The following is a 26,992-nucleotide window of genomic DNA, read 5'->3' as shown; positions in this document are numbered from 1 at the left end:
TATCAGAGCACGCGCCGCATTTCGATGTGCGCAATACCTGCCTCGTCAAAAGGCTCGCCACTGGGCGCATAGCCAAGACGCTTGTAGAACGCCTCGGCACTGCGCTGGGCATGAAGCCTGACTTCCTTGTCACCCCGCGCCTTCGCCGCATCCTCCAGCAGCCGCAGCACCGCCGCGCCATGGCCGCCGCCACGCAGGCCCCGGTGCACCGCCATCCGGCCGATGCGCGCGATGCCGGGCGCTTCCGACAGCAGCCGCCCGGTTGCAACCACCTTGCCGAGGCGGTTGCGCGCGACGCCGTGCAACGCTACGGCATCGTGCTCGTCCCATTCCATCTCGGCCGGCACGCGCTGTTCATCGATGAACACCTCGCGCCGCAACGCGCCCGCGCCTTCGCCCATGTCGGCCCACGCGCCCGCAGTGAGTTCGTACACGCGCTCGCCGCGTTCGAAGCCTTGCAGAAGTTCGCGGAGTACCGGAGGCACGGGACGCGAGGTCTGGGTGGCCGGATCGGCGAAGACGTAGACCAGCTCGCTCGACACCAAGAGCTGGTCCCCGCGAAACAGCCCGCCCTCGAACACGATCGACGAATTGCCGATGCGCGCGCAGCCCATCCCGACGTCGAGCATGTCTTCGATGCGCGCCGAGGCGTGGAATTCGATGGTCGCCTTGCGCACGTAGAGGTCGCCACCCATCGCCACCATCGATTCCTCATAAGGCAGCGACAGCGCGCGCCAGTAGTCCGCGATGGCGGTGTCGAAGTACATCAGGTAGTGCGCGTTGAACACGATCTTCTGCATATCGACTTCGGCCCAGCGCACGCGCAGGCGGTGGAAGAAGCGGAAATCACTGCGGGCGGTCATGGGATGTCTCCGGGGTTCGTTGCGTTGTCTGAAAGCGGCCGATTTTCGTCGCGACAATCGCGTGCCACAGACAACATTGGAGACGCTCGCGCATGCTGAAGAAACTGTTCGTCGCCTTCGGGCTGGTCATGCTGCTCGCCGTCGCCTATCTCGCGCTATGGCCCGTTCCGGTCCAGCCCGTCGCGTGGTCCGCGCCGGCCGAGCCGGGCTACGCCGGCGCATTCGCGGTGAACGACAAGCTGGCCAGCCTCAACATGATCGACCTCGGCCGCGAAGAAGGCCCGGAGCACATCGCCATCGGCCCCGACGGCAAGCTCTACACCACGGTCGCCAGCGGCAACATCCTGCGCATGAACCCGGACGGCCGCGCGCAGGAGGTGTTCGTCAACACGGGTGGCCGCGTGCTCGGCTTCGACTTCGACGCCGCAGGCAACCTGGTCGCAGCCGATGCGGTGAAGGGTCTGCTCTCGATCAGTCCGGGCAGGCAGGTTACGGTGCTGGCCGACAAGGTCGGCGGCCAGCCGATCCGCTATGCAGACGCCGTGGTGGTGGCGCGCGACGGTACGGTGTACTTCAGCGATGCGTCCGCGCGCTTTGCGCCGGCGGACTGGGGCGGCACGTTCGAGGCCAGCGTGCTCGACATCATCGAGCAGTCCGCAACAGGACGTGTGCTCGTGTACGACCCGGCCACGAAAGCGACGCGCATCCTGGCCCGGGGGCTCGCGTTCGCGAACGGCGTGGCGCTGAGCGCGGACGAGAAGAGCCTGTTCGTGGCCGAGACCGGCAAGTACCGGATCTGGAAGATCGACGTGCAGGCGCGCGACCTCGACGTGGGCAACGGCACGAATCCGCAGGCAAGTGTGCTGTTCGACAACCTGCCCGGCTATCCCGACAACCTGATGCGCGGCCTCGACGGAAAGGTCTGGGCCGGCCTCGTGAAGCCGCGCAACCCGGCCGTCGACAAGATGGCAGGAATGCCGTTCCTGCGCAGCGTGACGTTGCGGCTGCCGCGCGCGCTGTGGCCGGTGCCCCAGCCCTACGGCCACGTGTTCGCGTTCAGCGAAGAAGGCAAGGTGCTGGCGGACCTGCAGGACGCGACCGGCGCCTACCCCGAGACAACCGCCGTCACCGAGACGCGCGATCGGCTCTATGTGCAGAGCCTGCATGCCAGGGGGCTGGGCTGGCTCAAGCGCATGCCCTAAGGATGCAGCGCCTCGCGCAACGCCCGCGCCGCATCGGCCTGCGCGGCCAGCGCCTCCGGAATGGCGCGGCCCATCTTGATGAATTCGTGGATCACCCCGCGGTAGATCTCCAGGTCGACCGCGACGCCGGCGGCGCGCAGCTTGTCGGCGTAGGCAATGCCTTCGTCGACCACCGGATCGCATTCGGCCAGGCCGATCCATGCCGACGCCACGCCCTCGACATCGTCGGCATGGAGTGGTGCGAAGCGCCAGTCGTCCCGATCCGCGGGCGTGCGCACATAGCCGGCGAAGAACCAGCTGATCATGGCCTCGGTGAGCAAGGGGCCGTCGGCGAAGACGCGGTGCGAATCGGTGTCCTGGTGCGCCGCCATGCCGGGGTAGATCATCAGTTGCAGCGCGACGGGCAAGCCGGCGTCGCGCGCCATGATCGCGCACACGGCGGTGAGCGTGCCGCCCGCGCTGTCGCCGCCCAGCGCAAGCCGGCTGGCGTCGATGCCGAGCGCCCCGCCCTCCTTTGCGATGTGCTGCACGGCGTCCCACGCATCGTTCGATGCGGTCGGGAACTTGTGCCCGGGCGCGAGACGGTAGTCGATGGAGATCACCGCGCAGCCGCTGTCACGGCTGAGCACCCGGCACAGCGAATCGTGCGTGCGGATGTTGCCGACCGTGAAGCCGCCGCCATGGAAGTACACGAGCACCGGCAGCACGTCATGCGAGGGCGCATAGAGGCGCGCGGGCATCGGGTAGCCGTCGCGCGCGGGGATCGTGAAGTCCTCGACGCGCATCAACTGCGGCTTCGGCACCTCCAGCATGCCGGCGCCCTTCTCATAGGCGGCCTTGGCCTCGTCGGGCGTCATGGCGTTGAGCGGTGGATGACCGGCGCGCGCCATGCGCTCGACCACGCCGGCCATCTTCGGCGTGAGCGGCGGCTTGCGCCCTGTCATCGGAAGTTGACGGCCACCGACTGCGCGCCGGGCAAGCCGTCGTAGCTCACCTGCACCGACTGCCCCGCCCTCGGCGTCAGCAAGGTCGAGAAGGAGCCCAGGCTGATCAGGTCGCCGGGCCGCATCGCGAGGCCTTCCCTGGCCAGCGCATCGGCGAGCCAGACCACCGATTCGAGCGGCTGGCCCAGGATGTCGCTGCCCTTGCCGCGCGCCAGTTCCGCGCCGGTGCCGCCATCGGTGATGCGCACCGTCATGTCGCGCAGGGAATCCAGCAGGTAGGCCTGCGCGAAGTCGGCTTGCGGCACGAGGATGGCGATTCCCTTCACGCCGAGCCGGGCCCCCGCGTTGATGGCCGTGACGCCCGGACCGTTCAGGGCGGTGGTCGACTGCACGGTGAGGTCGGCGAGCTCGATGAAGGGCACGATCTGGTCGATGGCAGCCATCACGTCCGCCGGCGTCTTCGCACGGTTGATGGCGTCGCTTCTCACGCGCACCAGCAGGTCGGCTTCGTAGAGCGGGCGCGCGCCGAAGGCCGCGTCCACCGTGGCGCCGTTGTCCAGCACCATGCCCTGGTACAGCACGCCCCACACCGGCTTGTCATAGCCGAAGCGCTTCTGGATGTTGGCATTGGTCAGCCCGGCCTTGTAGCCGATCGGCGTGCCGTACCTGGCGAGCAGCAGCTTGTTGAGCTTGGCGCGCGTGCAACTGGCGTCGGCCTCGCTGAAGTCCTGGGGCGGATTCGGGGCCGGGGTCCTTGCCACCATGGCGGCGGCCATTGCTGCCACGTCGGCATCGCTCATGCACTCGGCCTGCGCGCCTGCAGCCAGGGCAGTGCCCAATGCAACAGCCACGGCGGCGGCAAGGGTATGTTTCATGTTCAAGGAGATATGCGCTTTGTTAGATTGGCGGATCGCATCCTACCGTTGCGCCACTGACCACCACCCCTCATGGCCCTCATCCAATACCTCACCCAAGTCCAGTTCGAGTTCGGCGCCATCCGGCTGCTGTCGGCGGAATGCGCGCGCATCGGCATCGACCGGCCGATGATCGTCACCGACGCGGGGGTGCGGGCCGCGGGCGTCCTGCAGAAGGCGCTCGATGCGCTCGGCGATCTCGAGGTGGCCGTGTTCGACCAGACGCCTTCCAATCCGACCGAGGCCGCGGTGCGCGCCGCCGTGGAGGCCTATCGCAGCCATCGCTGCGACGGCCTGATCGCCGTCGGCGGCGGCTCGGCCATCGATTGCGCCAAGGGCGTGGCCATCCTCGCCACGCATGAAGGGCCGCTCACCACCTACGCAACCATCGAGGGCGGCTCGCCCAAGATCACCGATCGCGTGGCCCCGCTGATCGCCGTGCCCACCACCAGCGGCACCGGCAGCGAGGTGGCGCGCGGCGCCATCATCATCGTGGACGACCACCGCAAGCTCGGCTTCCACAGCTGGTTCCTGATGCCCAAGGCGGCGATCTGCGACCCGGAGCTGACGCTCGGCCTGCCGCCGCGGCTGACGGCCGCCACCGGCATGGACGCGATCGCGCACTGCATGGAGACCTTCATGTCGGCCGCCTTCAATCCTCCGGCCGACGGCATCGCGCTCGACGGCCTGGAACGCGCGTGGGGCCACATCGAACGCGCCACCCGGGACGGCAGCGACCGCGAGGCGCGCCTGAACCTCATGAGCGCCTCGATGCAGGGCGCGATGGCGTTCCAGAAGGGCCTGGGCTGCGTGCACAGCCTGAGCCACAGCCTCGGCGGGGTCGACCCGCGGCTCCATCACGGCACGCTGAACGCGCTCTTCCTGCCCGCGGTGATCCATTTCAACGCCGGCGCGGAGTCAGTGCAGAAGGACCAGCGCCTGCAACGCATGGCGCAGGCGATGCACCTCGATTCGGCCGGCGACCTCGGCGACGCCATCCGCGACATGAACGCACGCCTGGGCCTGCCTGCCGGCCTGGCGGAAGCCGGCGTGACGAGCGACCTGTTCGACAAGATCATCGACGGCGCCATGGCCGATCACTGCCACAAGACCAATCCGCGGCTGGCAACACGGGAAGACTATCGGGCGATGCTGGAAGCGTCGATGTAGGGAGGCGAGCATGGCCCACGACCCGCATCACGACCACGACCACGATCACGACGGCGATCACAGCGAGCTCGGCCCGATGGACCTTCGCGTCCGCGCACTGCAAAGCGTGCTCTCGCAAAAGGGCTACATCGATCCCGCCGCCCTCGACGTCCTCATCGATACCTACCAGACCAGGATCGGCCCCCGCAACGGGGCGCGCGTGGTTGCAAGGGCCTGGCTCGATCCGGCATTCCGCGACTGGCTGGGGCGCGATGCCAGCGCGGCCATTGCATCGCTCGGTTTCGCCGGCCGCCAGGGCGAGCACATGGTCGCCGTCGAGAATACTGACGACCAGCACAACATGGTGGTCTGCACGCTCTGCAGTTGCTATCCTTGGCCGGTGCTCGGCTTGCCACCCACCTGGTACAAGAGCGCGCCCTACCGCTCCCGCGCCGTGAAGGATCCGCGAGGGGTGCTCGCCGAGTTCGGTGTCTCCCTGCCTGACACGACGGCAATCCGCGTCTGGGATTCGACCGCCGAGGTGCGCTACCTCGTGATCCCGCGACGCCCGGACGGCACCGAGGGCTGGAGCGAGGAAAGGCTTGCGGAACTGGTCACGCGTGATTCGATGATCGGCACCGGACTCGCGCGCACCCCGGAGGCCGAGCGTCGGAGCAGGCCATGACCGCCACGGCAACGATGCCCTACACCAGCCACGCGGACCTCGGCGGCCGGGACATGCCGGGCCGCGTCGTGCCCGAGCCCGAAGGCGCCCTCTTCCATCACGCCTGGGAGCCGCGCGTGCTCGCGCTGACGCTGGCGATGGGCGGCACTGGCTCCTGGAACATCGACCAGAGCCGAAGCGTCCGCGAAACCCTTCCTGCCTATGCCCGCATGTCCTACTACGAGATCTGGCTGGCCGCGCTGGAGCGCCTGATGGCCGATCGCCTCCAGGTGATGCCGGATGAAATCGAGGCTGGCCGCATGCTGTATCCGCCGCGTGCGACAAGGCGTGTACTCCAGGCATCGGAGGTCGCCGCTGCGCTGGCCAGGGGCTCGCCCACCTTGCGCCAGGTCGATGCGCAGCCGCGCTTCAAGGTCGGCGACCGGGTCCGCACGCGAGCCGCGCACGTCGACCACCACACGCGGCTGCCCGCCTATGCCAGCGGCAAGACCGGCACCGTCGAGCACCTGCACGGCGCCCACGTCTTTGCCGACGCCAACGCACAGGGGCTGGGGGAGCAGCCGCAATGGCTCTACACGGTCGTGTTCGACGGGCATGCGCTCTGGGGTGCGAATTCCGCGCCGGGCCTGCGCGTTTCCGTCGACGCCTGGGAAAGCTACCTGGAACCGGAGAACACCCAAGTGCCTCGTGTGGGGGCCTCATGACTGACGCCCAGCCCCCTCTTCTCGACGGCATGCCCCGGCAGGACGACAGGCCGGTGTTCCGCGAACCCTGGGAGGCCCAGGCCTTTGCCATGGCCGTGTCACTGCATGCCCGGCAACTGTTCACCTGGCCCGAATGGGCTGCGGCGCTCGCCGCGCAGATCAGCGCCGCGCAAGCGGCCGGCGACGCCGACCTCGGCGACACCTACTACCACCATTGGCTCGCCGCGCTCGAGTCGCTGGTCGCAAGCAAGGGCGCCGGCTCGGCCGAAGAACTGGAGCGCTATCGGCTCGCCTGGGACCGTGCCGCGGACCGCACCCCGCATGGCCAGCCCATCGAGCTGCGCGACCATGATTTCTGAGCCCCCGGGGCCGGGCCGCGCCAGGGCGGCCATCGGCCTGCCCGCCCTACTTGACCTGCTGCTTGCCCAGCTTGCGCGCCAGGGTCCTGCGGTGCATGCCCAGCCGGCGCGCGGTTTCCGAAATGTTGAAGCCGGTATCCGCCAGCGTCTCGTGAATCCGCTCCCATTCGAGCGTCTTGATCGATGACGAACGATTGGTCAGCGCCACCTGCACGTCGCCCATGGAACGACCGAACGCGGCCTCGATGTCGTCCGTGTTCGACGGCTTGGCGAGGTAGTGGCAGGCGCCGAGCTTGATCGCCTCGACCGCTGTCGCGATGCTCGCGAAGCCGGTCAGCACCACGATCAGCGTGTCCGGGTCCCGCGCATGCAGCGCCTGCACGCAGGCCAGCCCGGAGGCCTGGCCGTTCAGCTTCAGGTCGACCACCGCAAAGCCCGGCGAACAGGTCCGCAACAGAAGCTCGACCTCTTCGAGACTGGATGCAAGGACCACCAGGTAGCCGCGGCGCTCGAACGAGCGGCCGAGCGTCCGGGCGAAAGCCGCATCGTCCTCCACGATGAGCAACAGGCGTTCGTCAGCCTTCATTGAAATTGTCTTCCTCAAGCGTAATGGCGGCGAGCGGCAAGGAGATCGTGACAACCGCCCCGCCGACCGCCCGATTGTGTGCGTGGACGCTGCCGCCGAGCGTCCGTGCCACGTTCAGCGACAGAAACAAGCCAAGGCCACCGCCGGGCCGACCTTTGCTGGATTGATAGGGCTTGCCAAACTGTGCCAGCATCTCCGGGGCGAATCCGGGGCCGGTGTCGGTCACCATGATGACCAGCGCGCCCCGCGCGCGGGTGGCTTCGAGACAACACCAGTGCGGCGACGCCTCGAGCGCATTGTCCAACACATTGCAGATCATCTGCTTCACGGTCGAGTCCGACACCATCGGCAGATCATCGGTGAAGCGATTGTCGTAGGTGAACCATTGCACCGAACGTGTGTTGCGCCATTCCGCAATCAGTTCGTCGAGGAAGGTGCACACCGTTGTCTTGACCGACGATTCGCCCCGCGCCTCACCCGCGGACAGCAGGATGCCGGTCACGATGGTCTTGCAGCGTTGCACCTGGGCCTGCATCTCCGCGAGTTCCTGGAGCAACTCATGATCGGCCAAGAACGGACTCATGCGGCGCCAGTCGCCCAGGATCACGGCCAGCGTGGCAAGGGGCGTTCCGAGTTCGTGCGCCGCGCCGGAGGCCAGCAAGCCCATGCGCACCACATGTTCCTCTTCGGCCGCGCGTTGTCGCAAACTCGCCAGGCGCGCATCGCGTTCGCGCAGATTGCCCCCGATGCGGGTGATGAAGATCACCAGCAACGCGCCATCGAGGGCGAAGCAGATCAGCATGCCTTGGACATAGGGGCTCGAAAGTCCGCCGGCTTGGTCGAGCGGCAGGGCCAGAGGCCTGCCGAACAGGGCCAGCCCGCCAAAGCAGGCGATGGTGACCCCCACCAATGTCCAGGTCGCGCGGGGACTCAGCAGCACCGCCCCCAGGTTGACCTGCAACAGGTACAGGAAGACGAAGGGGTTGGAAGCGCCGCCACTCAGGTACAGCTGCGCAGTGAGCGTGGCTACGTCGACCAGCAACGCGACGAAAAGGCGCCGGTTCGTCACCTCCTTCGGGCTGCGCCAACGCACCGTGCTCGCGATGTTGAACACCGCCAATGCGGCCAGCACACCCAGCATCGTCTCGATGGGCAGCGGGATATCGAAGCCGAAGTGAACAACCCCGATGGTGAAGAACTGCCCGACCACGGCGATCCAGCGAAGCTGGATCAGCTGCAGCATGTTCTTGTGGCCGGTGACGTTGACTACGCCCGCGGCGTCAATGGTGATGGACTGGGTTCCCATCCCGCTATCTTGCCGCCGCTTTGCCACCATCCGCTTCGGCTTGCGTCGTGCCATCTCGACTCAATCCCCCACGGATGGCGAGCCGGGGTCGGCCCGGCCCTCGGGCCCCTGTCGCAAGAAGCGCCACGCGGCGGCGACCACCATCAGCGCCAGCGTGTACCAGGTCAGCGCGTAGACCAGGTGGTTGTTCTGGAAGGTGACGACGGTAAGCCCGCCCGCGGGCCATTCGCGCTCCCCCGTGGAAGGCGTCGCATCCGCGTCGATGAAATACGGCGCGACTTCGGCCAGCCCCCTGGCGGCGGCCATGGCTTGCACGTCGCGCGAGTACCAGCGACCGCTCGCCGCGTCATTGCTGCGCAGGAACCCGCCCTTCGGCTCGGTCAGCCGCAGCAAGCCGGTGACGGTCGTCTCGCCTGCGGGCTCCGACCCATTTCGTGTCGCGCGCTGCCGTGCTTCTGGAGGAACGAAACCGCGGTTGACAAACACCACGCGGCCATCGGGCTGGCGCAGCGGCGTCAGCACCCAGAAGCCGCTTCCCAGCGTGGTCACGGCCTGGACCAATGCCTCGCGATCATGAAGAAAAACACCGGTCACACGCACGTGCCGGTATTCGTCGCGCGCCGCGCTGACCTCCGGCCAACTCGCCGGTCCCGGCGCAGCGACTGCGGGTGCATGCACGCGCTGGTCGACCCGTTCAATGAGATCGAGCTTCCAAGCCCTGCGCTCGACCTGCCAAGTCCCGAGCGCGATGAATCCTGCAAGAAGAAGAACTGCAACGGCGGCGGCAGCCGCCCGCGCTCCACCCCTCAAGGCATGTTCTTCATTTCATGCGCTGACATCGGCATCATGTTGTGGTTCAGGTGGAACATCACCCAGATCGAACCGGTCAACGTGATGACGACGAGGATCAACGTGAAGGCCAGCGCGGTCATCGACCAGCCACCTTCGACCTTCGTATTCATGTGCAGGAAATAGATCATGTGCACGAAGATCTGCACAATGCCGAACGCCAGGATCACGAGGATCGTGGTGCTCTGCTTGTCGAATACCTTGCCCATGACGAGCCAGAACGGTATCGCGGTCAGGATCACCGACAGGAAGAAGCCCTTGAGGTAGCCGCTGAGCGTGCTGTGCGGTGCACCACCGCCGTGTCCGTGGTCGTCGTGGGCGTGATCGTGGGCGCTCATCGTGAAATCTCCGTGCAGCGCACTGCGGTGCGAGCTTGCTTGGGCGCGCCGCTCATGGCAACGACCCCATCAGATAGACAAAAGTGAAGACACCGATCCAGACCACGTCCAGAAAGTGCCAGAACATCGACAGGCACAACAGGCGGCGCTTGTTCGCTTCGATGAGGCCGTGCTTTCCGACCTGCACCATCAGCGTCACCAGCCAGATGATCCCGCAGGTCACGTGGAGCCCGTGCGTGCCCACCAGCGTGAAGAAGGACGACAGGAATGCGCTGCGATGCGGCCCGGCGCCTTCATGGATCAGGTGGGCGAACTCATACAGTTCGATGCCGAGGAAGGCCGCACCGAAGAGTCCGGTGACGAACAACCATCGTTGCATCGAAGCCACATTGTTCTTCTGCATCTCGAGGATGGCGAAGCCATAGGTGATCGAGGAGAACAGCAGCATCGAGGTATTGAGCGCCACCAGCGGCAACTCGAACAAGTCGGCGCCTGTGGGGCCGGCGGCATAACTGCGGCCGAGCACGCCGTAGGTCGCGAACAGGACCGCGAAGATGAGACAGTCGCTCATCAGGTAGATCCAGAACCCCAGCATCGTGCCGTTCTCGACGTGGTGCTCCTCCCTGAGGTAGAAGCTCACGTCACCGGACGCCGTCGCGTTGGCGATTGAAGAAGATGCGGTCATGTCAGGTAGTGCTGGCGAGCATGCGGGTGCGGGCGGCTTCGGTCCGGACGACCTCTTCGACGCCGACGTGGTAGTCGCGCTTGTAGTTGAAGGTATGGACGATCACCGTGACGAACAACGCGAAGAACGCGACGCCTGCAATGAGCCACATGTGCCAGATCATTGCAAATCCGAACACGATGCTGAGCGCAGCCAGGATCACCCCGGCGCCGGTGTTCTTCGGCATGTGGATAGGGATGAATCCTTCCAACGGCCGCACATAGCCACGCTGCTTCATGTCATACCACGCGTCGTTGTCGTGGATCACGGGCGTGAAGGCGAAGTTGTAGGCAGGCGGCGGCGACGATGTCGACCATTCGAGCGTGCGGCCATTCCACGGATCGCCCGTCGTGTCGCGCAGCTGTTCGCGACGCATGAAACTCACGACAAGCTGGATGAGGAAACAGGCGATGCCGATGGCGATCAGGAAGGCGCCGAAGGCCGCGACCTGGAACCAGATCTGCAGCGACGGGTCTTCGAAGCGGCTCAGGCGCCGCGTCACGCCCATCAGGCCCAGCGCATAGAGCGGCATGAACGCGAAGTAGAAGCCGATCAGCCAGAACCAGAACGAGCACTTGCCCCAGAACGGATCGAGCTTGAAGCCGAACGCCTTGGGGAACCAGAAGGTGATGCCCGCCATCAGGCCGAACAGCACGCCGCCGATGATCACGTTGTGGAAGTGCGCGATCAGGAACAGGCTGTTGTGCAGCACGAAGTCGGCCGGCGGCACCGCCAGCAGCACACCCGTCATGCCGCCGATGACGAAGGTGACCATGAACCCGATGGTCCACAGCATCGGCACCTCGTAGCGGATGCGGCCGCGGTACATGGTGAAAAGCCAGTTGAAGATCTTCGCCCCGGTCGGGATCGAGATGATCATGGTCGTGATGCCGAAGAACGAATTCACGCTGGCGCCCGACCCCATCGTGAAGAAGTGGTGCAGCCACACGAGGTACGAGAGGATCGTGATCACGACCGTGGCATAGACCATCGACGAATAGCCGAACAGCTTCTTGCCCGAGAAGGTCGAGACGACTTCGGAGAACACGCCGAACACCGGCAGGACCAGGATGTAGACCTCGGGGTGGCCCCAGATCCAGATCAGGTTCACGTACATCATGGCGTTGCCGCCAAGGTCGTTGGTGAAGAAGTTGAAGCCCAGGTAGCGATCCAGCGAGAGCAGCGCAAGCACGGCGGTGAGCACCGGGAATGCGGCGACGATCAGCACATTGGTGCACAGCGCGGTCCAGGTGAAGACCGGCATCTTCATGAGGCCCATGCCCGGTGCGCGCATCTTCAGGATGGTCACGACCAGGTTGACGCCCGATAGAAGCGTTCCTATCCCCGCCAGCTGCAATGACCATATGTAGTAGTCGACCCCGACATCAGGACTGTACGCAAGCCCCGACAGCGGCGGATAGGCCAGCCAGCCGGTACGTGCGAACTCGCCGACGAACAGCGACGCCATCACCAGCACGGCGCCCGTGACGGTCATCCAGAAGCTGAAGTTGTTGAGGAATGGGAATGCCACGTCGCGTGCGCCGATCTGCAGCGGCACCACGAAATTCATGAGGCCCGTGACCAGCGGCATGGCCACGAAGAAGATCATGATGACGCCGTGCGCCGTGAAGATCTGGTCGTAATGATGGGGGGGCAGGTAGCCTTCATTGCCGTTGAACGCGATGGCCTGCTGCAAGCGCATCATGACGGCGTCGGCGAAGCCGCGCAGCAGCATCACGATGCCGAGGATGACGTACATGACACCGATCTTCTTGTGATCGATGCTGGTGAACCATTCGCGCCAGAGGTAGCCCCAGAGCTTGAAATAGGTCAGCGCGCCCAGCACGACGACGCCGCCCAGAACGACGGCCGCAAAGGTCGCGAGCAGGATGGGTTCGTGGTAAGGGATGGCCTCCAGCGTCAGTCGGCCGAAGATGAGCTTGGTGAGATCCATAAGGATTGCGGACGCCTGATCAGTTGGAGCGGGGAGATGCGGTCGACACGACGGGATCTGTCGGATCGTTGATGCTGCACATGGCGGCGACGAAAGTGCGAGCTGGCTTTCCGCCGGGCACGGCCGGTTCCGAGGTCAGGTTGAAGGCACTTGGCTTGCCGAGTCCGCCGCCCTGGTCGATGGCCACCATGTCCTTGATGCACATCTTGCCGGCTTCGACGCAGCGATTGAGGATGGCCTCATAGAGGTCCGGCGCCACGGTCGCGTAGCGCTTCACCGGCACGGCCTCGCTGGGCTTTTCGAGCTGGAGGTAGCCCGGCCTGTCGAGCGCGCCGCCACCGCCGTCCTTGATCTTCTGCACCCAGCCATCGAAGCCATCCGCAGCCAGGCCATGGAACTTGAATTTCATGTGCGAGAAGCCGGCGCCGCTGAAATTCGCGGAGAAGCCTTCGAATTCGCCCGGCTTGTTGATGACGGCATGAAGCTTGGTTTCCATGCCGGGCATGGCGTAGATCTGGCCAGCCAGCGCCGGAATGTAGAACGAATTCATGACCGAGGAAGCTGTGATCTTGAACTGGATGGGCCGATCGACGGGCGCCGCCACCTCATTCACAGTGGCGATGCCTTGCTCCGGATAGATGAACAGCCACTTCCAGTCGAGCGCGACCACTTCGACAACCAGTGGCGTGAGGTTGGGCGCGATGCCGCGCTTCTTGTCGAGGCGCTTGAGTTCGCGGTAGGGGTCGAGCGTGTGCGTGCTGATCCAGGTGATGGCGCCGAGCGCGATGATGATCAGCAGCGGGGCTGCCCAGATCAGCAGTTCGAGCTGGGAGGAGTGATCCCAGTCCGGCTGGTAGTCGGCATCCTTGTTGGACGCACGGTAGCGCCATGCGAAGACCAGCGTCAGCACGATCACCGGGATGATGATCAGCAGCATCAACACGGTCGAAGCGATGATGAGGTCTCGTTGCTGCAGTGCGATGTCGCCTGAAGGGCTCATCGTCACCCAGTCGCAACCGGCCAGCAAGGCGCCGGCCGGGAGCAGAAGGAGACCACGAAGGTACTTGATTGAAGGCATGCCGTGCGGAAGGGTGGTAAGCGTGGGCCAGAACGCGCAGAATCTAAGTCCAATGGCGCGCGAAGGGCATTGGACGTTTTGTCCTATGGCAAGATTTATCAAGCAATGCGACCCTCCGTATTTGAGTGACCACACCCTAATCACAAGCGAGCACGATGTCCAGCATCAGCCAACAACAAAATGACTTGTCGCCCCGTGGCATGGAGCACGACGTGAGCAACCTCAATGCCGGGCATTCCGGCGTTGCTCCGAGCGAAATCGCCGTCGGGGTGATCGTCGGCCGGGCCTCGGAATACTTCGATTATTTCGTCTACGGCATCGCCTCGGTGCTGGTGTTTCCGGGCGTTTTCTTCCCGTTCGAGGAACCGCTGGAAGGCACGCTGTATTCCTTCGTCGTGTTCGCCCTCGCGTTCATTGCGCGGCCGATCGGGACGATCGTCTTCTTCGACATCCAGCGACGCTGGGGCCGTGGCGTCAAACTGACGGCGGCGCTCTTCATGCTCGGCTTCGCGACAGCGGGCATCGCCTTCCTGCCGGGCTACGAAAGCGTCGGACCCTGGTCGATCGTGCTGCTGTCGATCCTGCGATGCTTCCAGGGTTTCGGCCTGGGTGGCTCGTGGGACGGCCTGCCGTCGCTGCTGGCCCTCAATGCGCCGCCCAAGCGCCATGGCTGGTACGCCATGATCCCGCAACTCGGCGCGCCCATCGGCTTCGTCATCGCAGCGGGCCTGTTCCTGTATCTCTATTCCGAGCTGACCAGTGCCGACTTCATGGAATGGGGCTGGCGCTATCCGTTCTACGTCGCCTTCACGATCAACGTGGTGGCCCTGTTCGCACGCCTGCGGATCGTGGTGACCGACGACTATGAAAGGCTGCTCGACAAGTACCAGTTGCACCCGGTCGAGAACGTCAGCGAGCTTCTGGACACCAGCGGTGGCAGTATCGTTATCGGTGCCTTCGCCGCGCTGGCCAGCTATGCGCTGTTCCACCTCGTGACGGTGTTCCCGCTGTCCTGGCTGATCGTGCATTCTTCCCAGGCCATCGACGACATCCTGATCGTGCAAATCTGTGGCGGCGTGCTGGCCTTCTTCGGCGTGATGGCTTCAGGCTGGATTGCCGACCGCATCGGCCGCCGCAACACGCTCGGCACGATGGCCGTATTGATCGGCATCTTCGCTGCGCTCTCTCCCCTGATGCTTGGCGGCCAGATCATCCACCAGAACATCTTCATCCTGGTCGGATTCGCTCTGCTGGGCCTGTCCTATGGCCAGTCCGCGGGCGCCGCGACCGGCAATCTCGAACCCAAGTACCGCTACACGGGTGCAGCCCTGACGTCTGACATGGCATGGCTGATCGGGGCGGCATTCGCGCCGCTTGTCGCAATTGGACTGTCGTCCCGCTTTGGCCTGGTTGCCCTGAGTGGCTACCTGCTGTCCGGTGTGATCGGCACGCTGTTGGCGCTGCGCATCAATCGCTCACTCAACAAGGATTGAGCAGACTCTTTCCGGGCCCAGGCCCGGGCCGCCGCCCGAGGGGTCAGGCGAAGTGTCAAGGCGAGCTGCCGAGCCGCCTCGACCTGGAAACCGCTACAGCGCGCCGACCTCGGCCAGGTCGGGCCGCGCGAGCCACTCCTGCCATTCGTCCGCAAGCCGGTGCGCCTCGGCCGCGGCCTTGCGCCAGGCCAGCACCCTGCCCTGTACGTCGTTGCCGTAGCGCAGGAAGTCATTGCGGTCGGGCAACTTGCCGTTCGGCAGCCTCCTGACCCAGTCCGCGTCGGGCGCGAGCAACACCATGCGGTCGAGAAAGTGTGTCGACTTGTGCCGCCACTTCAGGCCCTTGTCGAGCCAACCTGGCACCACCGCCTTCTGGAAGTGCGGATACAGCACGATGCCCTCGGCATTGCTGTAGTTCAGGTGCAGGTGGTAGTCGGTGATGCCGCCGTCCCAATAGGCCCCGGGGGGCGCGCCAGGGATGTCATGCACGGCTTCGAGCATGAAGGGAATGGAACACGAGGCCTGAAGTGCCGGCGCGAAGTTGGCGTCGTCCAGCGGCACCTGGCGCGTTCGGAAGTCGCGCGTGGCAAAGGGCAGCGTTGCACCGGGGCTGGAGAACACCACGCGTTCCAGCCATGCGCCGAGGCTGCGCCGATGCACGCTGTTGGTGACGAACGCGCCGAGGTATCCCACCGGCGTTCGCGCGCGACCTTCGCGACCGAGGATGTGGCGACCGCGCGACGTGATGACGTGCAGCCTGTAGCGCGAATGGTGCGTGACTTCGGCCACGCGGCCCGCGAAGAAGCCGCGCAAGTCATTGCCGAACTGGCGGCTCACCTGTTGCGCGGTCATGCGCTTCTGCCCCTCGGGCACGTCGAAGTGCTGGTGGATGTAGCCGTGTTCGAACTGCTCGAAGGCGGCAACCGGGTCGTCGAGGCACGCATTGGCCAGGCGCCAGGCGCCGATGGAGGCGCCCACCAGGTCGACCGGCTGTGTCGAGCGGGGCAGCCATTCGCCGAATGTGAAGCGGTCGAGCGGCCCCAGGATCAGGCCCTTCGGCCCGCCTGCCGCGCCGGGGATCGTGCGCACATGTTGAGGCAGCATGCCGTGCCGCGCGATGTGCTCGCGTGCGAGGGGGCCGGCATGAATACGCAGCGCTTTCATGCCGGGAAATCAAGCAAAATCCGTGCGCCCACAAGCATCAAGACAGGCACCCGGCAGCCTACTTGCGCAACCCCTGCAGCTTGGCGAAGGCATTGGCCATCTGGCTGGAGGGCTGCGGCGTGTTGTCGCGGCGCGAACCGTGTTGCTGCTGGCCGCGGCCGGCGCCTTCGAAGCGGTTGTCGCGCGGACCGTCTCGGCCATCGCGGGACTTGGGCGCGGCGTCGAGCTTCATCGACAGGCCGATGCGCTTGCGCGCCACGTCGACTTCCATCACCTTGACCTTGACGATATCGCCGGTCTTCACGACCTCGCGTGCATCGTTGACGAACTTGTGGGAGAGCTGGCTCACATGGACGAGGCCGTCCTGGTGCACGCCCAGGTCGATGAAGGCGCCAAACTGCGCGACGTTGCTGACCGTGCCCTCGAGCACCATGCCTTCGACCAGATCCTTGATGTCTTCAACGCCGTCGTTGAAGCGGGCGACCTTGAAGTCCGGGCGCGGGTCGCGGCCGGGCTTCTCGAGTTCGCCGAGGATGTCCTTGACCGTGATGACGCCGAACTTCTCGTTGGCGAACAGCTCGGGCTTCAGCGACTTGAGCATCTCGGCGCGGCCCATCAGCTCGGTGATCGGCTTGCCGGTCTTGACCATGATCTGCTCGACCAGCGGATAGGTCTCGGGGTGCACGCCGGTGATGTCGAGCGGATTGCTGCCGCCACGCACGCGCAGGAAGCCGGCGCTCTGCTCGAAAGCCTTGGGACCGAAGCCGGTCACTTCCAGCAACTGCTTGCGCGTCGAAAAGGCGCCGTTGGCCTCGCGCCAGCGCACCACGGCCTTGGCCACGCTGGCCGAAAGACCCGACACGCGGCTCAGCAGCGGCACGCTGGCGGTGTTGAGGTCCACGCCGACGGAATTCACGCAGTCTTCCACCACCGCATGCAACGTGCGCGTGAGTTCGCTCTGGTTCACGTCGTGCTGGTATTGGCCGACGCCGATGCTCTTCGGGTCGATCTTCACGAGTTCGGCCAGCGGGTCCTGCAGGCGGCGCGCAATGCTCGCGGCGCCGCGCAGGCTCACATCGACATCGGGCATCTCCTGCGACGCGAACTCGCTTGCCGAATAGACCGAGGCGCCGGCTTCGCTGACGACGACCTTGTCGATGGCCAGGGCTGGTGCGCCGGCTTGCGTGGCCATCTTTCCGAGCAGCTTGATAAGGTCTGCGGCCAGCTTGTCGGTCTCGCGGCTGGCGGTGCCGTTGCCGATGGCGATGAGGTTCACGCCATGCTTTGCACAGAGCTTGCCGAGCGTGTGCAACGAGCCTTCCCAGTCCTTGCGTGGCTCGTGCGGGAACACGGTGGCCGTTTCGACCAGCTTGCCGGTCGCATCGACCACGGCGACTTTCACACCGGTGCGAATGCCGGGGTCCAGCCCCAGCACGACGCGCGGACCTGCCGGCGCGGCCAGCAGCAAGTCGCGCAGGTTATCGGCGAAGACCTTGATCGCGACCTTCTCGGCCTCTTCACGCAGCCGGGTGAACAGGTCGCGCTCCGTCGAGAGCGACAGCTTGACCCGCCAGGTCCAGGCGACCGCCTTGCGGATCAGGTCATCGGCGGCGCGGCCCGCATGGCTCCATCCGAGGTGCAGCGCGATCTTGCCTTCGGCGATCGACGGCTTGCCCGGCTCGGGTTCCACAGGCAGCACCAGCTTGGCGTCGAGGATCTCCAACGTACGGCCACGGAACACGGCCAGCGCGCGGTGCGAGGGCACGCGGCCGATGGGCTCGTCGTAGTCGAAGTAGTCGCGGAACTTCGATACATCTGCATTGTTCTCGTCCTTGCCTGCCATCAGGCTGGACTTGAAAAGGCCTTCGCTCCAAAGCCATTGGCGCAGCGACTGCACGAGCGCAGCGTCTTCGGCCCAGCGCTCCGAAAGGATGTCGCGCACGCCGTCCAGCACCAGTTGCACCGTGGAGAAATCGAGCCCGTCTGCGGCCGGCTTGACGAAGGCAGCCGCTTCTTCCTGCGGGTTGAGCGTGGGGTTGGCAAAGAGCTTTTCGGCCAGTGGTTCGATGCCGGCCTCGCGCGCCATCTGGCCCTTGGTGCGGCGTTTCGGCTTGAAGGGCAGGTAGAGGTCTTCCAGTTCCTGCTTGGTGGGTGCGAATTCGATGGCCGAGCGCAGTTCGGGCGTGAGCTTGCCTTGCTCCTCGATGCTCTTGAGCACCGCGGCGCGGCGGTCTTCGAGTTCGCGCAGGTAGCTGAGGCGGGCTTCGAGCTCGCGCAACTGGATGTCGTCGAGGCCGTCGGTGGCCTCCTTGCGGTAGCGGGCGATGAAGGGAACCGTGGCGCCGCTGTCGAGCAGATCGACGGCGGCCTTGACTTGGTGCTCGCCGACCTTGATCTCCGCAGCCAGCTGGCGAATGATTTTCTGCATGTCTGAACCGTGTCTCCGGCAGCGCCGCCGAGGGCGGCGCGAATAAAGCGGCGAAGTTTGCCACAGGGTCCACGGTCGTCCTGGACGGTAATCCACAGCGCAACAGGGCTATGCTGCCCTCGATGAACGCCCCTCTCCGTCCACGACTGCGCATCCTGCTGCGCGGCATCGTCACGGCGTTGCTGGTACCTGTGTTGCTGTTCGAGGAATGGGGCTGGGGACCGCTGGCGGCACTGGCGGCCCAACTTGGCCGGCTGCCGCAGTGGGCCCGGCTGGAGCGCAAGGTCAGCGCTTTGCCGCCGTGGGGCGCGCTGGTGGTGCTTGTCGTGCCGATGGCTGTGCTGTTTCCGGTCAAGCTGATGGCCCTTTACCTCTTTGGCGAGGGTCACTTCACCACCGGGTTTGCCTTGCTGATCGGCGCCAAGATCGCAGGCACGGCCATCGTCGCGCGCCTGTTCCAGCTCACCTTGCCGGCGTTGATGGAAATACCGGTTTTCGCCACCTGGTATCCGCGATGGAAGGCATGGAAAGACCGCGTCTTGTCGCATGTCCGCCAGAGTGCGCCGTGGCGCGCCGTCCGCGCGTTCAGGGTTGACATGCGGCGTCGGTGGCGTGCCTTGCGGCAGCGTGCCGAGTAAGTCTGCTATCAAATTGGTAGCTGACGGTGGCTGCCACAGCGGGCACGGTGCGCTGAATATTTTTTATCCGGGTAATATGCGAATATTGAATTTTGCCCGGATAGAATGCTGGAATGCCACATGTTGACACTGACACCCCTCCAGACTCCTTGACCGTTTTCGCGGGATTCCACCGCATTGCGGCAGGTCCGCGCGCCGAGGTCATCGCGCAACTGCGATCCCGCACCGACTCCCAGCCGCTGTTCGTCTTCGACGACACCACCGGCGAGCCGATCGATCTCGACCTTCGCGACGACGCGCTCCCCCATGCGACCGCCCCGGAGCCACCGACGCGTACCGTCGGCCGACCGAAGCTGGGTGTCGTGGCCCGCGAGGTCACGCTGCTTCCCCGTCATTGGGACTGGCTCAATCGCCAGCCAGGCGGCGCCTCGGTCGCGCTGCGCAAGCTGGTGGAAGACGCGCGCAAGGTCAACGCCGAGCGCGACACGGTGCGCGCCTCCCGCGAAACCGCGTACCGATTCATGAGCGCCATCGCGGGTCATCTGCCTGATTTCGAGGAAGCTAGCCGTGCGCTGTTTGCCGGCGAGCAGGTCCGCTTCGAAGGGCTTGTGGCTGGCTGGCCCCAGGACGTCAAGGCCCACCTTGCGCGCCTGTCGGCGAATGCCTGGGTGGTCGCATGAACCGGCGCGACGAACTGGAGCCGGAAGACGTGCGCATCGCCGGTGAGATCGCGGCGCCACCCGCCGCCGTGGCCGATCCGGTGCCCGCGCCCGTGTCGCCACCTGTCGCATCGGCGCGAGGACGCGGCTACGTCGAGGGCAAGCCGCTCTGGAAGATCTTCGCGGCCTTCCTCGCGCCGATGCTGCTCAGCAACATCCTGCAGTCGCTGTCGGGCACGCTCAACAACATCTACGTCGGCCAGCTGATCGGCGTCGGCGCCATGGCGGCGGTGTCGAGCTTCTTCCCGGTGATGTTCTTCTTCATCGCCTTCACCATCGGCCTGGGCGCGGGAGCGTCGGTGCTGATCGGCCAGGCCTGGGGCGCGCGCGACACCGACAAGGTCAAGACCGTGGCCGGCACCACCTTGTCGGTGGGGATCGCCTTCGGTCTGGTCATCGCCGTGTTCGGCGGCGCCTTCACGACCCACTTGCTGGAGGCGCTCGGCACGCCGGCGGACATCCTGCCCGAGGCCACGCGCTATGCCCGCATCATGTTGATCGCGATGCCGGGGCTGTTCGTGTTCCTCTTGTCGACAGCCATGCTGCGCGGCGTGGGCGACACGGTGACGCCGCTCTTCACGCTGCTGGTATCGACCTGCATCGGCCTGGTGCTGACACCGGCGCTCATCCTCGGCTGGGGCGGACTGCCAAGGCTCGGCGTGGCCAGCGGCGCAGCGGCCACCGTGGTCTCCTTCGTCGTGTCGACGGTGTGGCTGGCGTTCCGCCTCCGCTCGAAAAAGAGTCCGCTGGCGCCCGACGCGGAGTTTGCGCGACACATGCGCATCAACCCGAGGGTGTTGAAGACCGTCTTGAAGGTCGGCGTGCCGACCGGTGTGCAGATGATCGTGATCTCGCTGGCAGAAGTCGCCCTGCTCTCGTTGGTCAACGCCTATGGCTCCAATGCCACGGCCGCGTACGGCGCAGTGAACCAGATCGTGGCCTACGTGCAGTTCCCGGCCATCTCGATCGCGATCACCTCGTCGATCCTCGGTGCGCAGGCGATCGGCGCCGGTCGCTCCGACAAGCTCGGCGCCATCGCGCGCACCGGCCTGCTGATGAACCTGGTGCTGACGGGCTCGCTGGTGCTGGTCGGCTACCTGTTCTCGCGCCACCTGATGGCCTTGTTCATCACCAGCGAACCGGTGATCGAAGTGGCCCAGACGCTGCTGCACATCATGCTGTGGGGCAGCATCGTCTTCGGCATGGCCTCGGTGCTCTCGGGGATCATGCGGGCCAGCGGCTCGGTGCTGGTGCCGACCGGCATCGCGATCTTCTGCATCGTGCTGGTCGAGGTGCCGGTGGCCGTGTTCATGAGCCACCGCATCGGGCTGAACGGCATCTGGGTCGCGTACCCGGCCGCGTTCGTGGCGATGCTGGTGCTGCAGACTGCCTACTACCGGCTGGTGTGGCGGAAGAAGACGTTCAAGCGCTTGGTGTGAAGCGCGGTCAGGGCATCACCTGCCCGCCATTGACCTCGATGACCTGTCCGGTCACATAGCCGCTGGCCGATTCGCTCGCCAGGTAGAAGAAGGCGCCGACGCATTCCTGCGCCGTGCCGAGCCGGCCCATCGGGATGGCGTTGGCAAAGTTCTTCAACACCTCGGGGCTGGAATGGCCGTCGTGGAACGGCGTCTCGATGACGCCCGGCGCCACGGCATTGACGCGGATCTTGTCCTTCACCAGTTCCTTGGCCATCGTGCGCGTGATGGTCGAGACGAAACCCTTGCAGGCGGCGTACAGCCCGGCGCCCGGCCCGCCGCCGGTGCGCGCCGCCTGCGTCGTGACGTTGATGATGCTGCCGCCGCCGTTGGCCGCCATCAGCGGGATCACGCGGCGGCTGACCGCGACCACCGAGCGCGCATTGAGGCGAAACACCTGATCGATGTAGTCGTCGTCCGCGTCGACGATGGGCGAGCGCTTGATGAAGCCGCCGGCGTTGTTGATGAGGATGTCGATGCCGCCGAAGCTTTGGCGAACCTGGTCCACCATGCGATCCACCGACGCGGAATCGGTGACGTCGGCTTGCACCAGCAATGCCTGGCCGCCGGCCGCGTCGATGTCGCGTGCGACCGCCTCGGCCTGACTGCGGCTGCCGCGGTAGTGCACGGCGACGCGCGCGCCAGCCTGACCCAGTCCACGCGCCACGGCGGCGCCGATGCCGGTGCTGGCGCCGGTGATGAGGACGGCCTTGTTCTTCAGATCGTTCATGGGGCTTCAGGTTTTCTTGTGTTCACAGCGCAGCGGCCGTGGCTTCGAGTTGAGAAAGACGCCGGGCCATGCGCCCGACAAAGTTTTGCGTGACATGCGGAAGCACGCGCTGCGTCGGCACCAGGATGCCGACTTGCAAGTCGTTGAGCGCCGGCAGTTCGAAGGGCCGCCACAGCAGTTCGCCGCGCTTCAGTTCCTCGATGAAAGCGATCTTCGAGAAACAGGAGATGCCCTTGCCGCCCATGATCAGGCGCTTGAGCAGTGGCGTCGAATTGCAGGTGGCGGCTGGTTCCATGTCGTCCCAGAAGGCGGCAAATTCGGGCGACAGCGCCGCACTCAGCACGGGATGCGAGCTGGATCGCAGGAAGGGATAGTTGGCGCAGTCCTTCAGGCTCAGGCTGGCATGGCTTGCCAGCGGGTGGCCGGGCGGCATCACGATGCCGATGGGCAGCCTCGCATTGCTCATCACCTTGACGCCGCCCGGCATCCGGCCCACGAAGGCCAGCCCCACGTCGGCCTGCCCCGTCATGACCAGTTGCGCTACCTCCATCGGCTGGATCGACGTGATGGTGTATGTGACGGCCGGAAAGATCTGGAGGAACTCCTCGACCGCTGACGGCAGCATCTCCTCGAAGAAGGAGTCCATCGCCGCGACCTTCACATGCCCGGTGCGTTCGCCCTTGAGCGCGTCGAGCTCGGTGCGCATCACCTGGAACTGGTGCAGGGTTTCCTGCGCATGCTTGAGCAATCGCTCGCCCGCAGGGTTGAGGCGCAGGCCGGTCGGCAGGCGGTCGAACAACTCGACGCCCAGTTCGTCTTCCAGCTTGTGGATCTGCCGGTTGACCGCGCTGGCCGCCACGAAGAGCCGTTCCGATGCCTTGCGCACCGAGCCGCAACTCGCCACCTCGATGAAGTACTTCAGGACGCTGGCATGCATCAGGCTGCACTCCTCGAAGTTGCTCCTTCATGCGGCCTTGGCGATCGGGATTTCACGTGCGATGGCGGGGTGGTCGCAGGCGACACGCCCTCCTTCTGCGCCACCCGGCGAGCCCAGCCCGCTGACGTCCTTGTCGAAGAACTCCCGGTTGATCGCCGTGAAATGGGCCAGTTCGGGCGGCAACCGATATTCCTCGTAGATGGCCTGCACCGGGCAGGCCGACACGCAAACGCCGCAATCGATGCATTCATCGGGGTGAATGTACAGAGTGCGGGCGCCTTCGTAGATGCAATCGACGGGGCAGCACGGGATGCAGGCGCCGTCCTTGCAATCGATGCAGGCCGTGGTGATGACGTGTGCCATGACATGGACCCTCTTGGCTTTGCTCGGCTCAGCGGCCCAGCCACTGTGGCTTGCGCTTCTGCTGGAAGGCCAGCACGCCCTCGTTGGAATCTTCGGACCGCAGTGCCGCGACTAGCTCCGGCAGCCGCATGCCGTGCGCCTGCGACGGCGACATCTGGCCGGTCTGGCGCACCACCTGCTTGATGGCGCGCAAGGACAGCGGCGCGCAGGCCAGCAGCTGCTGCACCCAGCGGTCGACGGCCGCATCGAGTTCCGAGCGCGGCACGACCTCGTTGATCAGCCCCATTTCGAGGGCGCGCGCGGCCTTGATGCGCTGGCCGGTCAGCATCATGCCCATCGCCTGGCGGTAGGGAATCTGGCGCTGCAGCAGCAACATGCCGCCATCGAGCGGCAGGCGGCCGACGAGCGGCTCGGGCAGGCCGAAGCTCGCTTCCTCGCAAGCCACGACCAGGTCGCAGCCCAGCACCATTTCAAAGCCGCCACCCAGCGCGAAGCCGTTGACCTTGGCGATCACCGGCACGTTGAGCGTCTCGCGCAGCGCGATGCCGCCGAAGCCGCCCGGCCGCGATGCCGCCCAGTACTCGACGCCCTTGAGGTTGGACGTGTTCTTCAGGTCCGCGCCAGCGCAGAAGGAACGCTCGCCGGTGCCGGTCAGCACCACGACGCGGATGTCGTTGCGCTTCTCGATGTCTTCCCAGATGCGGATGAGCTCTGCCTCGGTCGGGAGGTCGACCGCGTTGAGCACGTCTGGGCGGTCGATGGTGACGGTGGCGACGTTGTTCGCGACCTCGTAGCGAACGCTGGTCGATGCAACGCGCTCGCTCGGCATGGCGTGTACGGCGCTCACAGCGTCACCACCTCGATCAATGCGCGTGCCTCTGCCAGCACTTCTTCCGTGTGCTGCCCGAGCCGCGGCGGTTCGCGCAGGATGCCAGTCGCCGCGCCGGACATCTGGATCGGGCTGGCGATGAATTTCAGTGTCCGGTCCGACAGCGTGCTGTCTTCCATGATCATCTTGTTGTGCAGCGTCTGCGGGTCGACCAGGGCCTCGCGCATGTCGCGCACCGGTGCCGACAGCAGGTCTTGCTCTTCCAGGCGACCCAGCCAGTATTCACGCGTGTTGCTGGCGAAGCGCTCCCTGAAGATCGCGTGCAGTTCGGCCTTGTGCTGGAACTGCGCCGGCAGGTCGGCGAAGCGCGGGTCCTGCGACAGGTCGTCGATCTGCAGCGCGGTGCAGATGTCGCGCAGCGGATGCTGCTTGAAGGCGCCGACCAGCACGAGCGGCCCGTTCTGCGTCTCGAAGGTGCCGGACAGCGGCATCGCGGCCCAGTTGACCTCCGAGTCCTCCATCATGATCATCGCGGCCTCCTGCATCTGCATGGCCAGCATCGAGTTGAAAAGCGACACGGAAATCTTCTGCCCTTCGCCAGTGCGCTCGCGCTGCAACAGCGCGAACAGGATGCCCTGCACCATGTGCATGCCGGCGGTGTAGTCGGCCAGCGCGGTCGGGTAGATCGAGACCGGGATCGAATCGTCGGCGCGGCGCGCCATCACGCCGGTGAGCGCTTGCGCGAGCACGTCCTGGCCGCCCTTGTGGGCGTAGGGGCCGGTCTCGCCGAAGCCGGTGCCGACCGCGTAGATGATGCGCGGGTTGAGGCGCTTGCAGTCCTCGTAGCCCAAGCCCAGGCGCTCCATCACGCCGGCGCGGAAGTTGTTGGTGACCACGTCGGCATCGGCGATCAAGGCCTTGACCAGATCGACTTGCGCCGGATCGCGCAGGTCGATCTCGACGCTGCGCTTGTTGCGGTTCAGGCTGCAGAAGATCGGGTTGTCATGGCCGGCGACCGGCGCGAAGGTCGAGCGGCTCAGGTCGCCCGCCCCCTTGCGCTCGACCTTGATCACGTCGGCGCCGTGGTCGGCCAGCATCTGCGTGCAGACGGGGCCCATCATCACTTGCGTGAAGTCGATCACGCGAACGCCGTCGAGCGGCAGGGTTGGTTGGTTCGACATCATACGGCCTCCGCAAAGGAACGGGCAATCTCGGGCACATCGGCATTCGGGCCCTTCTGGTCGCCGGGGTCGGCGCCTTGGGCGCGCAGCGTGCGCTGCAGCTTGGCGATGTCGACGTTGCGCACCAGCACGCCGGCGTCGAGCGATTGCGCCGCGGCCACGCCGGCCGCTTCGCCCATGGCCATGCATGGCGGGATCTCGCGCGAGATCTTCTGCGCGGCGGACGTCGACGAGTAGTGACGGCCTGCGACCAGCAGGTTGTCGACGCTGCGCGGCACCAGCGTGCGGTACGGGTAGTAGTAATCGCGGCCGCGGGCCACGCTGTCTTCGAAGCGCGTGCGCTGGGCCACGTCTTCCTTCGACATGACGTACTCGCCTTCGAGCAGGCGCGTCTGGCGGATGCCGGTCTGCGGCGCCAAGTCGACCAGGAAGCAGTTCCTGAAGCCCGGCAGCTTGCCGCGAATGAACTCGATCACCTTGTGGATGGTGTTGCGGCCCTGCACTTCGGCGCGGGTCAGGTCGGCCACCTTCAGGCCGTCGAGGCCGGCCATGTGCGGGCAGTTGCACCACACGACGCCGGGCAGCGGCGTCTTGAGCCACCAGCTGTCCCAGGCACCGCCGAGCAGGTGCTTGACTTCGCGGTCGATGGCCTGGAACGCGGCCGGCTCTTCGTTCTCGAAGCGCTCGGCTTCGTCGGTGTCGACGCCGCCGAGGCGGAACACCGTCGTGACGATGTAGGCGCCGCTGATGTGCGGCGCGCCGGCCGATGCGGCGACGTCGAGGTCGCCCGTGGTGTCGATCACCACCTTGCCGAGGATCGCTTCACGCCCGCTCTTGGATTCGCAGACCACGCCCTTGACCTTGCCGTCTTCCACCAGCGTGCGCGAGAACCACGAGTGCAGGCGCAGGTTGATGCCGGCCTGTTGCACCATCTCCAGCGACGCGCGCTTGAACGCGTCGGGGTCGAAGGCGGCGGCGAAGCAGATGGGGTGCGGCTTTTCCTTGCTGTGGAAGTCGAAGGTGCCCCAGCGCTTCCAGCGGCGCACGGATTCGGGCAGCGTGCCCCAGTCCTGCTGCCTCGGGTATTCGGCCAGGCCGCGCGAGGCCATGCGCTCGATCATCTCCATGCAGATGCCGCGCACCGAGATCTCCTGCTGGTGACTGTCCCACATGTCGTCGAGCACCAGCACCATGCCGCCCGATGCGAGGCCGCCCAGGTGGTTGTAGCGCTCCAGCAGCGTGACGCTCGCGCCGTTGCGCGCAGCGGCCAGTGCCGCGGCCTGGCCAGCGGGGCCACCGCCGACGACGACCACATCCGATTCGGCTGCCACGCGAATGTCGTGGGCAGGCTCTTGCATCCAATCACCAATACGGCTC

27 protein-coding genes are annotated in these 26,992 nt (G+C 65.8%); 9 read left to right on the top strand and 18 right to left on the bottom strand.

Annotation, left to right across the window (positions count from 1 at the left end; translation table 11 throughout):
• Positions 1–2: 2 nt before the first annotated feature.
• Positions 3–863 carry a YbgC/FadM family acyl-CoA thioesterase gene (locus tag HB681_RS15900; RefSeq protein ID WP_213955819.1) on the bottom strand — a complete coding sequence of 287 codons (861 nt, stop codon included), beginning with the start codon at positions 861–863 and terminating at the stop codon, positions 3–5.
• A 92-nt stretch (positions 864–955) separates the two neighbouring features.
• On the opposite strand from HB681_RS15900, the gene HB681_RS15895 reads away from it, so the two are divergent.
• Entirely contained in the window at positions 956–2,065 is a 1,110-nt protein-coding gene (locus HB681_RS15895; protein WP_213955818.1) for an SMP-30/gluconolactonase/LRE family protein, read from the top strand.
• Here HB681_RS15895 and HB681_RS15890 read toward each other — a convergent pair.
• Together HB681_RS15890 and HB681_RS15885 are read right to left on the bottom strand one after the other, a co-directional pair.
• Positions 2,062–3,009: an alpha/beta hydrolase gene (locus HB681_RS15890; RefSeq protein WP_256734961.1), complete on the bottom strand. Its 948-nt coding sequence runs from the start codon at positions 3,007–3,009 to the stop codon at positions 2,062–2,064. The two genes, HB681_RS15895 and HB681_RS15890, sit on opposite strands and share 4 nt — an antisense overlap.
• Positions 3,006–3,884 carry a fumarylacetoacetate hydrolase gene (locus tag HB681_RS15885; RefSeq protein ID WP_213955817.1) on the bottom strand — a complete coding sequence of 293 codons (879 nt, stop codon included), beginning with the start codon at positions 3,882–3,884 and terminating at the stop codon, positions 3,006–3,008. Before HB681_RS15885 ends, HB681_RS15890 begins: the two co-directional genes overlap by 4 nt.
• A gap of 72 nt (positions 3,885–3,956) precedes the next feature.
• Here HB681_RS15885 and HB681_RS15880 point away from each other — a divergent pair, with 72 nt between their 5' ends.
• Genes HB681_RS15880 through HB681_RS15865 form a run of 4 tightly spaced genes read left to right on the top strand, consistent with a single transcriptional unit; the run spans position 3,957 to position 6,820 of the window.
• Positions 3,957–5,093, top strand: a complete 1,137-nt coding sequence (locus tag HB681_RS15880; RefSeq protein WP_213955816.1) for an iron-containing alcohol dehydrogenase — start codon at positions 3,957–3,959, stop codon at positions 5,091–5,093.
• A gap of 10 nt (positions 5,094–5,103) precedes the next feature.
• Entirely contained in the window at positions 5,104–5,757 is a 654-nt protein-coding gene (gene nthA, locus HB681_RS15875; protein ID WP_213955815.1) for a nitrile hydratase subunit alpha, read from the top strand.
• Positions 5,754–6,461 carry a nitrile hydratase subunit beta gene (gene nthB, locus HB681_RS15870; protein WP_256734960.1) on the top strand — a complete coding sequence of 236 codons (708 nt, stop codon included), beginning with the start codon at positions 5,754–5,756 and terminating at the stop codon, positions 6,459–6,461. Before nthA ends, nthB begins: the two co-directional genes overlap by 4 nt.
• The gene (locus HB681_RS15865; protein ID WP_213955814.1) at positions 6,458–6,820 is read left to right on the top strand and encodes a nitrile hydratase accessory protein; all 363 of its coding nucleotides are present in this window, start codon (positions 6,458–6,460) and stop codon (positions 6,818–6,820) included. Before nthB ends, HB681_RS15865 begins: the two co-directional genes overlap by 4 nt.
• A gap of 46 nt (positions 6,821–6,866) precedes the next feature.
• On the opposite strand, the gene HB681_RS15860 is transcribed toward HB681_RS15865, so the two are convergent.
• The 7 genes from HB681_RS15860 to cyoA are packed head-to-tail and all read right to left on the bottom strand — an operon-like array spanning position 6,867 to position 13,655.
• Positions 6,867–7,406 (bottom strand): response regulator transcription factor, encoded by a 540-nt coding sequence (locus tag HB681_RS15860; RefSeq protein ID WP_213955813.1) that lies wholly within the window; start codon positions 7,404–7,406, stop codon positions 6,867–6,869.
• On the bottom strand, positions 7,396–8,712 hold the full coding sequence (locus HB681_RS15855) for an ATP-binding protein (RefSeq protein WP_256734969.1): 1,317 nt from the start codon (positions 8,710–8,712) through the stop codon (positions 7,396–7,398). Before HB681_RS15855 ends, HB681_RS15860 begins: the two co-directional genes overlap by 11 nt.
• A gap of 60 nt (positions 8,713–8,772) precedes the next feature.
• The gene (locus tag HB681_RS15850) at positions 8,773–9,522 is read right to left on the bottom strand and encodes an SURF1 family protein (protein WP_213955812.1); all 750 of its coding nucleotides are present in this window, start codon (positions 9,520–9,522) and stop codon (positions 8,773–8,775) included.
• On the bottom strand, positions 9,519–9,899 hold the full coding sequence (gene cyoD / locus HB681_RS15845; RefSeq protein WP_213955811.1) for a cytochrome o ubiquinol oxidase subunit IV: 381 nt from the start codon (positions 9,897–9,899) through the stop codon (positions 9,519–9,521). Before cyoD ends, HB681_RS15850 begins: the two co-directional genes overlap by 4 nt.
• 52 nt (positions 9,900–9,951) lie before the next feature.
• Positions 9,952–10,584: a cytochrome o ubiquinol oxidase subunit III gene (gene cyoC, locus HB681_RS15840; RefSeq protein ID WP_213955810.1), complete on the bottom strand. Its 633-nt coding sequence runs from the start codon at positions 10,582–10,584 to the stop codon at positions 9,952–9,954.
• A gap of 1 nt (position 10,585) precedes the next feature.
• Complete coding sequence (gene cyoB / locus HB681_RS15835) at positions 10,586–12,577, bottom strand: cytochrome o ubiquinol oxidase subunit I (protein WP_213955809.1); 1,992 nt, start codon at positions 12,575–12,577, stop codon at positions 10,586–10,588.
• Positions 12,578–12,596: 19 nt separating this feature from the next.
• A complete protein-coding gene (gene cyoA, locus HB681_RS15830) occupies positions 12,597–13,655 on the bottom strand; it encodes a ubiquinol oxidase subunit II (RefSeq protein ID WP_213955808.1) in 1,059 nt (352 codons plus the stop codon).
• Between the two features lie 200 nt (positions 13,656–13,855).
• Here cyoA and HB681_RS15825 point away from each other — a divergent pair, with 200 nt between their 5' ends.
• Positions 13,856–15,148: an MFS transporter gene (locus HB681_RS15825; RefSeq protein ID WP_213955977.1), complete on the top strand. Its 1,293-nt coding sequence runs from the start codon at positions 13,856–13,858 to the stop codon at positions 15,146–15,148.
• A 93-nt stretch (positions 15,149–15,241) separates the two neighbouring features.
• Here HB681_RS15825 and HB681_RS15820 read toward each other — a convergent pair whose 3' ends face one another.
• Positions 15,242–16,312, bottom strand: a complete 1,071-nt coding sequence (locus HB681_RS15820) for a patatin-like phospholipase family protein (RefSeq protein ID WP_213955807.1) — start codon at positions 16,310–16,312, stop codon at positions 15,242–15,244.
• Positions 16,313–16,370: 58 nt separating this feature from the next.
• On the bottom strand, positions 16,371–18,740 hold the full coding sequence (locus HB681_RS15815) for a Tex family protein (RefSeq protein WP_213955806.1): 2,370 nt from the start codon (positions 18,738–18,740) through the stop codon (positions 16,371–16,373).
• A gap of 122 nt (positions 18,741–18,862) precedes the next feature.
• Between HB681_RS15815 and HB681_RS15810 the strand changes: the two genes are divergently transcribed.
• The 3 genes from HB681_RS15810 to HB681_RS15800 all read left to right on the top strand — a co-directional run bounded on the left by HB681_RS15810 (position 18,863) and on the right by HB681_RS15800 (position 21,536).
• The gene (locus HB681_RS15810) at positions 18,863–19,378 is read left to right on the top strand and encodes a hypothetical protein (RefSeq protein WP_213955805.1); all 516 of its coding nucleotides are present in this window, start codon (positions 18,863–18,865) and stop codon (positions 19,376–19,378) included.
• A 113-nt stretch (positions 19,379–19,491) separates the two neighbouring features.
• A complete protein-coding gene (locus HB681_RS15805; RefSeq protein WP_213955804.1) occupies positions 19,492–20,058 on the top strand; it encodes a DUF2239 family protein in 567 nt (188 codons plus the stop codon).
• A 179-nt stretch (positions 20,059–20,237) separates the two neighbouring features.
• Positions 20,238–21,536, top strand: coding sequence for an MATE family efflux transporter (locus tag HB681_RS15800; protein WP_256354403.1), 1,299 nt, complete (start codon positions 20,238–20,240; stop codon positions 21,534–21,536).
• 7 nt (positions 21,537–21,543) lie between these two features.
• On the opposite strand, the gene HB681_RS15795 is transcribed toward HB681_RS15800, so the two are convergent.
• From HB681_RS15795 to HB681_RS15770, 6 genes are read right to left on the bottom strand one after another with little or no spacing between them, the layout of a single operon-like run.
• Positions 21,544–22,305, bottom strand: coding sequence for an SDR family NAD(P)-dependent oxidoreductase (locus tag HB681_RS15795; RefSeq protein ID WP_213955802.1), 762 nt, complete (start codon positions 22,303–22,305; stop codon positions 21,544–21,546).
• Positions 22,306–22,327: 22 nt separating this feature from the next.
• Positions 22,328–23,242 carry a LysR family transcriptional regulator gene (locus HB681_RS15790; protein ID WP_213955801.1) on the bottom strand — a complete coding sequence of 305 codons (915 nt, stop codon included), beginning with the start codon at positions 23,240–23,242 and terminating at the stop codon, positions 22,328–22,330.
• Between the two features lie 27 nt (positions 23,243–23,269).
• On the bottom strand, positions 23,270–23,605 hold the full coding sequence (gene fdxA, locus HB681_RS15785) for a ferredoxin (protein WP_213955800.1): 336 nt from the start codon (positions 23,603–23,605) through the stop codon (positions 23,270–23,272).
• A 28-nt stretch (positions 23,606–23,633) separates the two neighbouring features.
• Positions 23,634–24,452, bottom strand: a complete 819-nt coding sequence (locus tag HB681_RS15780) for an enoyl-CoA hydratase-related protein (RefSeq protein ID WP_345944687.1) — start codon at positions 24,450–24,452, stop codon at positions 23,634–23,636.
• Positions 24,449–25,615 (bottom strand): CoA transferase, encoded by a 1,167-nt coding sequence (locus tag HB681_RS15775; protein WP_256734959.1) that lies wholly within the window; start codon positions 25,613–25,615, stop codon positions 24,449–24,451. The genes HB681_RS15780 and HB681_RS15775 overlap by 4 nt, the downstream gene beginning before the upstream one ends.
• On the bottom strand, positions 25,615–26,973 hold the full coding sequence (locus HB681_RS15770; RefSeq protein ID WP_275946411.1) for an FAD-dependent oxidoreductase: 1,359 nt from the start codon (positions 26,971–26,973) through the stop codon (positions 25,615–25,617). Before HB681_RS15770 ends, HB681_RS15775 begins: the two co-directional genes overlap by 1 nt.
• Between the last annotated feature and the right edge of the window lie 19 nt (positions 26,974–26,992).

The sequence above is a fragment of the Variovorax sp. dw_954 genome (genome assembly GCF_018449755.1).
GTDB lineage: Bacteria > Pseudomonadota > Gammaproteobacteria > Burkholderiales > Burkholderiaceae_C > Variovorax.
This window is presented reverse-complemented; position numbering and strand designations above follow the sequence as displayed.

What these genes read in the sequence shown, in the direction of transcription:
- HB681_RS15900 (WP_213955819.1), bottom strand. Translation starts at nt 863, where the DNA reads ATGACCGCCCGCAGTGATTTCCGCTTCTTCCACCGCCTGCGCGTGCGC.
- HB681_RS15895 (WP_213955818.1), top strand. Translation starts at nt 956, where the DNA reads ATGCTGAAGAAACTGTTCGTCGCCTTCGGGCTGGTCATGCTGCTCGCC.
- HB681_RS15890 (WP_256734961.1), bottom strand. Translation starts at nt 3,009, where the DNA reads ATGACAGGGCGCAAGCCGCCGCTCACGCCGAAGATGGCCGGCGTGGTC.
- HB681_RS15885 (WP_213955817.1), bottom strand. Translation starts at nt 3,884, where the DNA reads ATGAAACATACCCTTGCCGCCGCCGTGGCTGTTGCATTGGGCACTGCC.
- HB681_RS15880 (WP_213955816.1), top strand. Translation starts at nt 3,957, where the DNA reads ATGGCCCTCATCCAATACCTCACCCAAGTCCAGTTCGAGTTCGGCGCC.
- nthA (WP_213955815.1), top strand. Translation starts at nt 5,104, where the DNA reads ATGGCCCACGACCCGCATCACGACCACGACCACGATCACGACGGCGAT.
- nthB (WP_256734960.1), top strand. Translation starts at nt 5,754, where the DNA reads ATGACCGCCACGGCAACGATGCCCTACACCAGCCACGCGGACCTCGGC.
- HB681_RS15865 (WP_213955814.1), top strand. Translation starts at nt 6,458, where the DNA reads ATGACTGACGCCCAGCCCCCTCTTCTCGACGGCATGCCCCGGCAGGAC.
- HB681_RS15860 (WP_213955813.1), bottom strand. Translation starts at nt 7,406, where the DNA reads ATGAAGGCTGACGAACGCCTGTTGCTCATCGTGGAGGACGATGCGGCT.
- HB681_RS15855 (WP_256734969.1), bottom strand. Translation starts at nt 8,712, where the DNA reads ATGGGAACCCAGTCCATCACCATTGACGCCGCGGGCGTAGTCAACGTC.
- cyoD (WP_213955811.1), bottom strand. Translation starts at nt 9,899, where the DNA reads ATGAGCGCCCACGATCACGCCCACGACGACCACGGACACGGCGGTGGT.
- cyoC (WP_213955810.1), bottom strand. Translation starts at nt 10,584, where the DNA reads ATGACCGCATCTTCTTCAATCGCCAACGCGACGGCGTCCGGTGACGTG.
- cyoB (WP_213955809.1), bottom strand. Translation starts at nt 12,577, where the DNA reads ATGGATCTCACCAAGCTCATCTTCGGCCGACTGACGCTGGAGGCCATC.
- cyoA (WP_213955808.1), bottom strand. Translation starts at nt 13,655, where the DNA reads ATGCCTTCAATCAAGTACCTTCGTGGTCTCCTTCTGCTCCCGGCCGGC.
- HB681_RS15825 (WP_213955977.1), top strand. Translation starts at nt 13,856, where the DNA reads ATGGAGCACGACGTGAGCAACCTCAATGCCGGGCATTCCGGCGTTGCT.
- HB681_RS15820 (WP_213955807.1), bottom strand. Translation starts at nt 16,312, where the DNA reads ATGAAAGCGCTGCGTATTCATGCCGGCCCCCTCGCACGCGAGCACATC.
- HB681_RS15815 (WP_213955806.1), bottom strand. Translation starts at nt 18,740, where the DNA reads ATGCAGAAAATCATTCGCCAGCTGGCTGCGGAGATCAAGGTCGGCGAG.
- HB681_RS15810 (WP_213955805.1), top strand. Translation starts at nt 18,863, where the DNA reads ATGAACGCCCCTCTCCGTCCACGACTGCGCATCCTGCTGCGCGGCATC.
- HB681_RS15805 (WP_213955804.1), top strand. Translation starts at nt 19,492, where the DNA reads ATGCCACATGTTGACACTGACACCCCTCCAGACTCCTTGACCGTTTTC.
- HB681_RS15800 (WP_256354403.1), top strand. Translation starts at nt 20,238, where the DNA reads ATGCTGCTCAGCAACATCCTGCAGTCGCTGTCGGGCACGCTCAACAAC.
- HB681_RS15795 (WP_213955802.1), bottom strand. Translation starts at nt 22,305, where the DNA reads ATGAACGATCTGAAGAACAAGGCCGTCCTCATCACCGGCGCCAGCACC.
- HB681_RS15790 (WP_213955801.1), bottom strand. Translation starts at nt 23,242, where the DNA reads ATGCATGCCAGCGTCCTGAAGTACTTCATCGAGGTGGCGAGTTGCGGC.
- fdxA (WP_213955800.1), bottom strand. Translation starts at nt 23,605, where the DNA reads ATGGCACACGTCATCACCACGGCCTGCATCGATTGCAAGGACGGCGCC.
- HB681_RS15775 (WP_256734959.1), bottom strand. Translation starts at nt 25,615, where the DNA reads ATGTCGAACCAACCAACCCTGCCGCTCGACGGCGTTCGCGTGATCGAC.
- HB681_RS15770 (WP_275946411.1), bottom strand. Translation starts at nt 26,973, where the DNA reads ATGCAAGAGCCTGCCCACGACATTCGCGTGGCAGCCGAATCGGATGTG.